Origin of the sequence: Shewanella sp. 11B5 (genome assembly GCF_002836795.1) — a bacterium.
GTDB lineage: Bacteria > Pseudomonadota > Gammaproteobacteria > Enterobacterales > Shewanellaceae > Shewanella > Shewanella frigidimarina.
Genome location: NZ_PJAP01000392.1, coordinates 1 through 7,561 on the forward strand (window position 1 = coordinate 1; position 7,561 = coordinate 7,561).

The window sequence follows — 7,561 nt, forward strand, 5'->3', positions numbered from 1 at the left end:
AACGCAAACAAAGATCTTGGCTACTTCTTAAAAATGGTAGAAGACTTAGGCACAGAATCTAAAATTGCTGAAGGTTCATCAGCTAATCTACAAGCTGCATTTGACGCAGGCTTAGGTAACGGCAACGTACCAGAAATTTTCGACTACTTTTTAAAGCTCGCTAAGTAAGCCGTTAATTTCCACACATCAAACCTTTTTATCTGTATTAATCGCAGGTAAAAAGGTTTTTTTATGGGTGAATCGTTCACCTTACACCCCTTACTTTTCTACATTTACCATCAATCAGTAAATTTGTTTATCCGCTTATTCATCGTCTCAATATCTTGTATCGTTAAAAGACTAGCCCAAATAAACCCACTCACACATCCGTTGTAGTCGCCCTTACCTGCTTAACGACTTTTAGTCAGGCCACTATCGACGTATAATATGCACGAATTCTTCAAACGTTAGGCATTAATGAAAAATAACATAGAGATAGTCGATCTACTGCGCGAGCGCATTCCTTCATTTAAATGCAAACCAGGCTGTCATGACTGCTGCGGCCCAGTGACAACATCATCTGCAGAAATGGCGCGTCTACCGGTAAAAACAGATGCCGAACATGAAGCCGCGTTAAAAGAATGGAACTGCGTGTATCTTGGCCCTAATGGTTGCGAAGTGTATGAAGAACGCCCATTGATATGTCGTGTTTTTGGCACAACACCACGTATGCCTTGCCCTGAGCACCGTCGACCGGAAGTGATGATTGATACAAAAACTGAGGCGCAGATCCATCACTATATCGCCAACACCCGCCAAGTATTAGTGTAGCCTTGCCTTGTTTACCGCAATTTCTGTTCTCAAGTTTATTGCGGTAAATGTCTCAGAATATTGTCTCATTATGTTGGTAAATATCATTCATCTGCTGTATTAACATCGCGATTCCTCTCAAATGACCATTTTAGATGTTAAACAGCTTATTTTTGCCACTTTATGAGCCTAAATAACAGTTCAATCTGGTCAGCATAATCAATACACGTTATTGTTGTCCCAAATGAACGTACACGATGGATTTTGATTGTTTACCTATAATATCAACGGTAAAGCCAGCCGCTTTTTCACTTACGCAGATCTCATTAATTGTGGTGCAACTGCGCTCGAACATAATATTGAAAACCTGCCATTACAGCCTGACACCTGGCGCGCCCTGAGTTTATTGGCCACCCAAATACTTGATCCAATCGTCGACCAATTTGGCCCTATCTCGCTCACCTATGGTTTTTGTTCACCCGAGCTTGTTAGAAAAATAGCTAAAAACCGTAATCCGCATATTGCCCCAAAGCTTGATCAGCACTGCTCGCACGAGCTCAATCAAAATCAAAAAATCATCTGCGACCGCCTAGGTGCCGCCTGTGACTTTACCCTAGTAAGCAGCAACAATGGCCAACCGATTGATATGCAGCAAGTTGCACTATGGATGTGTGAAAACCTGAAATTTGATCGCCTGTACTACTACGGTAAAAACCGACCAATACACATCAGCATTGGCCCGCAAATGAATCAATTTATACAAACCATGAAAACCAATGCCGACACCGGCCACCGCGTTCCGTCTAAAAAAGGCCGTGATGAAACGGCAATCGCGGTGATAAACCAGGTAGATTACTAACCGATCTTAAATATTAATATGTCTTAAAAATTCTTGGTTACAATCGCCTCAACATAATTAAAAAAGCAATGTCTCATGTAGAATATTGTTAAAAAACATATACATTTTCAATATTAATGAGTATAAACTTGTTTATTGATTTTGTTATTTAACAGCATTTTTAATAAAGGAATATTTATAATGTTTGGTTCATTAAAAAAAGTCCCTCTTCGTAATATGTGGCCACATGAAGCGCTAGATTTTACACCGTGGCTTGCAGAAAATATTGATTCATTAGGCCTAGCATTAGGTCTTGAATTAGAGCTTATAAAAGAAGAAGCATGTGTCGGTGATTTCTCACTGGATTTACTAGCAAAAGATCTAAGTACATCCAAAGTTGCAATTATTGAAAACCAACTAACACAAACAGATCATGACCATTTAGGGAAATTATTAACATATGCAGCAGGATTTGATGCGTCATTTGTTATTTGGGTAGCTGAAAGTATAAGAGAAGAACATCGTCAAGCTTTGGAATGGCTAAATAACAGAACTGATACGGAAACACAGTTCTTTGCTGTGGTGGTTGAGGTTTTAAAAATTGATGATTCTAAGCCTGCTTATAATTTTAAACCGATTGTTTTCCCAAATGAATGGCATAAAAGTAAAACAAAGCACACGGCCTCTAATCAAGCTAGCCCAAAAGGCGAAAAGTATCGTAATTATTTCCAATACTTAATTGACGAATTGCGTGAAAAATATCATTTCACTTCAGCTCGAGCTGGCCAACCACAAAATTGGTATACATTTTCTTCAGGTATAAGCGGTTCATCATTTGGTGCAAATTTCTGCCAGGGAAGTAAAGTTAGGACTGAATTATATATTGATAGAGGTGATGCTGATGAGAATATGCAATTGCTTCAATATCTAGAGCAACACAAAACAACTATTGAAACTGAATTCGGTTGCGCACTTTCCTGGGAAAGTATCGACGGTAAAAGAGCAACAAGAGTGGCTATTTATCAAGATGGGTCAATTGAAAAGAGTTCTGCTGCTGAATTGGAACTAATCACCGAATGGCATATTAAAAATCTATTAAAATTCAAGTCTGTCTTTACCAAACATTTGAAGTCATTTAATCATGTAAGTATAAATACGTTGGTGGACTAATTACCTTTTTAAGTCATCTTAACAACTTGAGTCATTGATGTGAATTGAGAGACTTAATACAACAAATCATAGGGTTAGTTATGCCTTCTATCGAGTTCTACGACACAAATTCACAAGATTTTTTTGACTCAACTGTGAATGCTGATGTGAGTGAATTATATCAACCATTTGTTACCCAATTACCCTCAAAAGCACGTGTTTTAGATGCAGGTTGTGGATCTGGTCGTGACAGTAAAGCTTTTATCAATATGGGCTATAAAGTCACCGCCATTGATGCCAGTGTTGAATTAGCCAAAGCGGCAACAACGTATTTAGGTCAAAAAGTACATGTTTGTACGTTTGAGCATATTGATACGCTTAAACAGCAATTTGACGGTATTTGGGCCTGTGCGTCATTGCTGCATGTTGATGCTTCTAATTTACCTAATACCTTTACTAAATTGGCAGACACGCTAGTGGATAACGGCGTGCTTTATTGCTCATTCAAATATGGCGATCAAGAACGCATTCATAATGGCCGATTCTTTACCGATGCCAACGAACTACGATTACAACAATGGCTCAGCCAAACCCCTTTAGACATTGAACGCACTTGGATAACAACTGATGTTCGTCCTGGGCGTGATCATGAGCAATGGCTCAATGCAATATTAATTAACACCACCAAATAGAGATGTGAAAATGAAGCTAGCAGAAGGACCTGTATTAATCAGCGGTGGTTTGGATGACCCTTTTTTACCAAAATTAACACAAGCCATTAACCGTGCGACTAGCATTGAAATGTCGGTGTCGTTTATTCAACGATCTGGGCTAGATTTAATTTTTGAAGCTCTATCTGATGCATTAGAACGCAATGCAAAAATTTCAATTATCACCTCAGACTATCTTTTGATTACCGACCCAGTCGCATTGCGACACTTAATGATTTTGCAATCTCGTGGTGCAAAAACCAAAATATTTATCTGTAACAGCAATCAAAGCTTTCATATGAAAAGCTATATTTTCGTCCAGCAACAAACCGGATTAGCAGATATAGGGAGCGCTTTTATTGGTTCAAATAACATTAGTAAAGCGGCATTCACACACGCATTTGAATGGTGCTTGCGCCATGACTTATTGCCGAATCAAGATCCTAAAGAGTTTAACCATATCCGCCAACAATTCTTGAATATTTTCAATCATTCGCAGGCAATCGATCTAAGTGATATCTTCATCAACGACTATGCCCAAAAACGTAAATTGTTTAAACCACCTTTAGCTATTGTTCATGAAACAGAGCCAGAAGAACCAGTACCTAACTCTGCCCAAGCAGAAGCCTTAATTGCATTGGCTGAAACACGTTTAGCCAAGCAATCCAAGGGACTGGTTGTATTAGCCACGGGCATGGGTAAAACATGGTTAGCTGCATTTGATGTATTGCAATTCAATGCTAAAAAAGTCCTATTTGTTGCTCATAGAGAAGAGATATTAATTCAAGCAGAACGGACTTTTAGAACCTTATTACCTCAAAGTACAACTGGCCACTTTAATGCCAAAACTAAGGTCATTGATGCGGACATTGTATTTGCATCGATTCAAACATTAGGCAAACCGGAATATCTTAATCAACTAGATCAAGCTCACTTCGACTACGTCATTGTTGATGAGTTTCATCATGCTGGTGCCGTCAGTTATCGGTTATTACTCAACCACTTTACCCCGCAATTTTTACTCGGTTTAACGGCCACGCCAGAGCGTACCGATCAAGCTGATATTCTATCGTTATGTGATAATAATTTGGTGTTTGAGCGAAACATAATCGACGGGATTGAATCGGGTATTTTGGTACCGTTTCATTACCAAGGTATTAAAGACGAAACGGTCGATTACCGAGAGTTGCCATGGCGAAATGGAAAGTTTGATCCACAACAATTAATGAATCTATTTGCTACGCAGAAGCGCGCTAAACACGTGTTTGGCCATTGGAAAACCCACAAACAGCAACGCACCTTAGCATTTTGTGTCTCTAAAGCTCATGCCGACTTTATGGCTCAATGGTTTTCTGCTCGAGGTATTAAAGCGGTGTCGGTGCATAGCGGCTCAGAAGTTAGACGCGGCGAAGCACTTAGCCAATTAAACTCTGGGGAAATAGAAGTGATATTTTCAGTCGATTTGTTTAATGAAGGTACTGATTTACCTTCAATAGACACTATCTTAATCTTACGTCCGACTGAATCTAAAATTCTATTTTTACAACAGTTAGGCCGTGGATTGCGGACATCTGCCGAAACCAATAAAACCTTTGTCTCGGTTATCGATTTCATCGGTAATCACGTCAGCTTTTTAAATCGTCCAATGGCGTTATTGCAAGCAGCGAATGCCAATGAAGCGATTAAGCTTCTTAACAATCCTAAAATCCATTCTAAGTGCTTAATCAATATCGATCCTGAATTGATCGACTTTTGGCAACAGCTAAAACTTGATTACACCAAAGCAGATCAACAATACCAATTACTCAAAGATGATTCAGGTCACCGCCCTACTGCCACTGAGTTTTATCGCAGTGGTTATGCTTGGAATAAAATGGTCAAGCAATTTACCAGTTGGTTTGAACTGGTATTAAGCCAAGAACGTGAAGACAAAACATTACTTTCGTTAACGCCCTATTTGCCATTTCTGAGTCGTGGCGTTGAAAAAGTCACAATGACGAAATGCTTCAAAGCCATTTTACTGGAAGCATTTGTTGAACTGAGTGGATTAAGTCACCCACCCACAATTGAAGCAGTATGCATTAAGAGTTGGCAGGTATTTAAACGTTATCCTAAGTTGTGGATTCAAGATGTTAAAACCGATTTACAGCTAATCGATGCCGATTCCCCAAAATGGTGTAAGTATTGGTTAGACAACCCCATTACCTTTTTATGCAAACAAGATAAGTCAGACACACAGTCTTGGTTTGCTGTAAAAGAAAATAGATTACATGCGAATATTGATATAGAAGTTGATGATATTGAAGTGATGTCTACCGCAATGAGCGAATTAAGCGAATTGTTGTTAGCGCGTTATAGCCAACGCCAATCTGCTTCGACACTCACACCAATAAGCAAAACTGTACAATCGAATGTGGTTACACTTCCAATTGAAGTGAGTCACGATGAACAAGCATCCCTTAGTTATTACCCAGATCTCAAAATTGCCTGCGGTCATTTCAAAACGGGTACTGACGACAATAGTGGAACACTCACGTTAAACTCGACCTTTAGTAAACTCGATCCATCGATTTTCTTTATTGCCCCAGCAAGTGGTGATTCGATGAACGGCGGTAAAAATCCAATTGAAAATGGTGATTTATTGTTATTAGAACGTATTACAGCAATTAATGCTGGTTCAATTACCGGTAAAGTCATGGCGATTGAAATCCAAGATGATTCAGGCAATAACCAATATTTATTACGTAAAGTGAGTAAACTCACTAATGGTCAATATCAACTTAATGCCCATAATCCAGATTACTCACCAATACTCGCAAATGACTCAATGCAGACCTTTGCACGATTAACGCAGGTGTTAAATGACTCTGATTTTATTAAATAAACCCACTTGAACCTTTGTTTAGGTCCGGCAATATTGCAGTTTGAATAATTACGATACTTAATCAAACTGCTTGTTTATAAAATCAATTTCATCATCAACCAGTGCAGGTTTTTGTTCATCTTCAAGTGGGCATGTTGTCACAATATCAACGTGTTCTAAATTGGCGCGTATTACGTTAAATTCAGACTGCTTAGACAAGCAATTTAGTACATCTCGGCTAAATTCGAGCATATATTGTTGCGACACTTTTAATCTGTTTTTTTGTGAAAGCAGTAATAACGTTGCATCACGTTTTAGCTTAGACAGTTGCTGGTCTTTTTTATCTTCATGATGTGACGCAATCACTAATAAAGAAGATACATACATTTGCTGTAACACATCATCATTTAGCTGTCTCATGGTAATTACCTCGCGGTTTTTTTACAAACCAGTATTGATCCCTTCACCGTCCGGTGCGACATAGAGCCACTCATCGTCTGCATTGTTATTGGTTGGCAAGTTAATCGTAAATGGTGGAGTGAAACGATCAAGTACATTGAAATTATCGTTGTAAGGATCAACAACAGGCTCAGCACTTAATAAGTTTATGTTAGCGACACAGTTGAGTGTGCCTTGTTGTATGCCTAATCGAGACAGTAGGTTATTGACGAATCGGTTATCAATTAAATCTAGGCCTAAGATATCGAATGTTTTCGTTATTACCGTGTATGTAATAGAGCTCACTAAATCATCATTATCTTCAAGTTGGGTACCAATTGGGCAACAAATATCCCCAACCGTAACATCTACATTTGGTGTTAGCCCTGTTCGAGATAACAGACCAAACACAGTATCAATTAAAGGCTCAATCCCAGGAAGAAAACGGTCTAAAATATCCCCTTGAGACTCTGTACCTGCTGGACAGCTTTCACATAAAGGATTATCTACCGGTGGTTCAACATTAATGACAGACAAGCCAACTTCAACACCGACTAAACAACTGACATCAGCTTCGGCATCATTGACCTCAAACGATTCACATGGAGTACCAGTCACAACCCGTTGCGACATATAACGCGATTGAATATCGCTAATATCAACAGGGCATTGTAATGGCGTTGAACGATATAAATGGCCAAGAATACCGTCGCCCGATCGGCCAATGGCGTAATTGGGCCCACCTTGAAGCGCATGCAAATAACTCACGGCACC

At 39.2% G+C, this 7,561-nt stretch carries 6 protein-coding genes and 2 pseudogenes; 6 read left to right on the forward strand and 2 right to left on the reverse strand.

Going from position 1 to position 7,561, the window contains the following annotated elements; translation table 11 throughout:
* The 6 genes and pseudogenes from CXF78_RS09105 to CXF78_RS09130 all read left to right on the forward strand — a co-directional run.
* Positions 1-168, forward strand: a pseudogene (locus CXF78_RS09105) (NAD(P)-dependent oxidoreductase); the annotation flags it as partial.
* Positions 169-456: 288 nt separating this feature from the next.
* A complete protein-coding gene (locus CXF78_RS09110) occupies positions 457-810 on the forward strand; it encodes a YkgJ family cysteine cluster protein (protein ID WP_102036581.1) in 354 nt (117 codons plus the stop codon).
* A gap of 247 nt (positions 811-1,057) precedes the next feature.
* Complete coding sequence (locus CXF78_RS09115; RefSeq protein WP_102036582.1) at positions 1,058-1,648, forward strand: hypothetical protein; 591 nt, start codon at positions 1,058-1,060, stop codon at positions 1,646-1,648.
* A 180-nt stretch (positions 1,649-1,828) separates the two neighbouring features.
* Positions 1,829-2,797: a DUF4268 domain-containing protein gene (locus tag CXF78_RS09120; protein ID WP_102036583.1), complete on the forward strand. Its 969-nt coding sequence runs from the start codon at positions 1,829-1,831 to the stop codon at positions 2,795-2,797.
* A gap of 80 nt (positions 2,798-2,877) precedes the next feature.
* A complete protein-coding gene (locus CXF78_RS09125) occupies positions 2,878-3,468 on the forward strand; it encodes a class I SAM-dependent methyltransferase (RefSeq protein WP_102036584.1) in 591 nt (196 codons plus the stop codon).
* A 10-nt stretch (positions 3,469-3,478) separates the two neighbouring features.
* On the forward strand, positions 3,479-6,370 hold the full coding sequence (locus tag CXF78_RS09130) for a DEAD/DEAH box helicase family protein (protein ID WP_102036585.1): 2,892 nt from the start codon (positions 3,479-3,481) through the stop codon (positions 6,368-6,370).
* A gap of 57 nt (positions 6,371-6,427) precedes the next feature.
* Here CXF78_RS09130 and CXF78_RS09135 read toward each other — a convergent pair whose 3' ends face one another.
* Both CXF78_RS09135 and CXF78_RS21420 read right to left on the reverse strand, forming a co-directional pair.
* Positions 6,428-6,769: a hypothetical protein gene (locus tag CXF78_RS09135; protein ID WP_102036586.1), complete on the reverse strand. Its 342-nt coding sequence runs from the start codon at positions 6,767-6,769 to the stop codon at positions 6,428-6,430.
* 21 nt (positions 6,770-6,790) lie between these two features.
* Positions 6,791-7,561 (reverse strand): annotated as a pseudogene (locus CXF78_RS21420) (hypothetical protein); the annotation flags it as partial.

What these genes read in the sequence shown, in the direction of transcription:
- CXF78_RS09110 (WP_102036581.1), top strand. Translation starts at nt 457, where the DNA reads ATGAAAAATAACATAGAGATAGTCGATCTACTGCGCGAGCGCATTCCT.
- CXF78_RS09120 (WP_102036583.1), top strand. Translation starts at nt 1,829, where the DNA reads ATGTTTGGTTCATTAAAAAAAGTCCCTCTTCGTAATATGTGGCCACAT.
- CXF78_RS09125 (WP_102036584.1), top strand. Translation starts at nt 2,878, where the DNA reads ATGCCTTCTATCGAGTTCTACGACACAAATTCACAAGATTTTTTTGAC.
- CXF78_RS09130 (WP_102036585.1), top strand. Translation starts at nt 3,479, where the DNA reads ATGAAGCTAGCAGAAGGACCTGTATTAATCAGCGGTGGTTTGGATGAC.
- CXF78_RS09135 (WP_102036586.1), bottom strand. Translation starts at nt 6,769, where the DNA reads ATGAGACAGCTAAATGATGATGTGTTACAGCAAATGTATGTATCTTCT.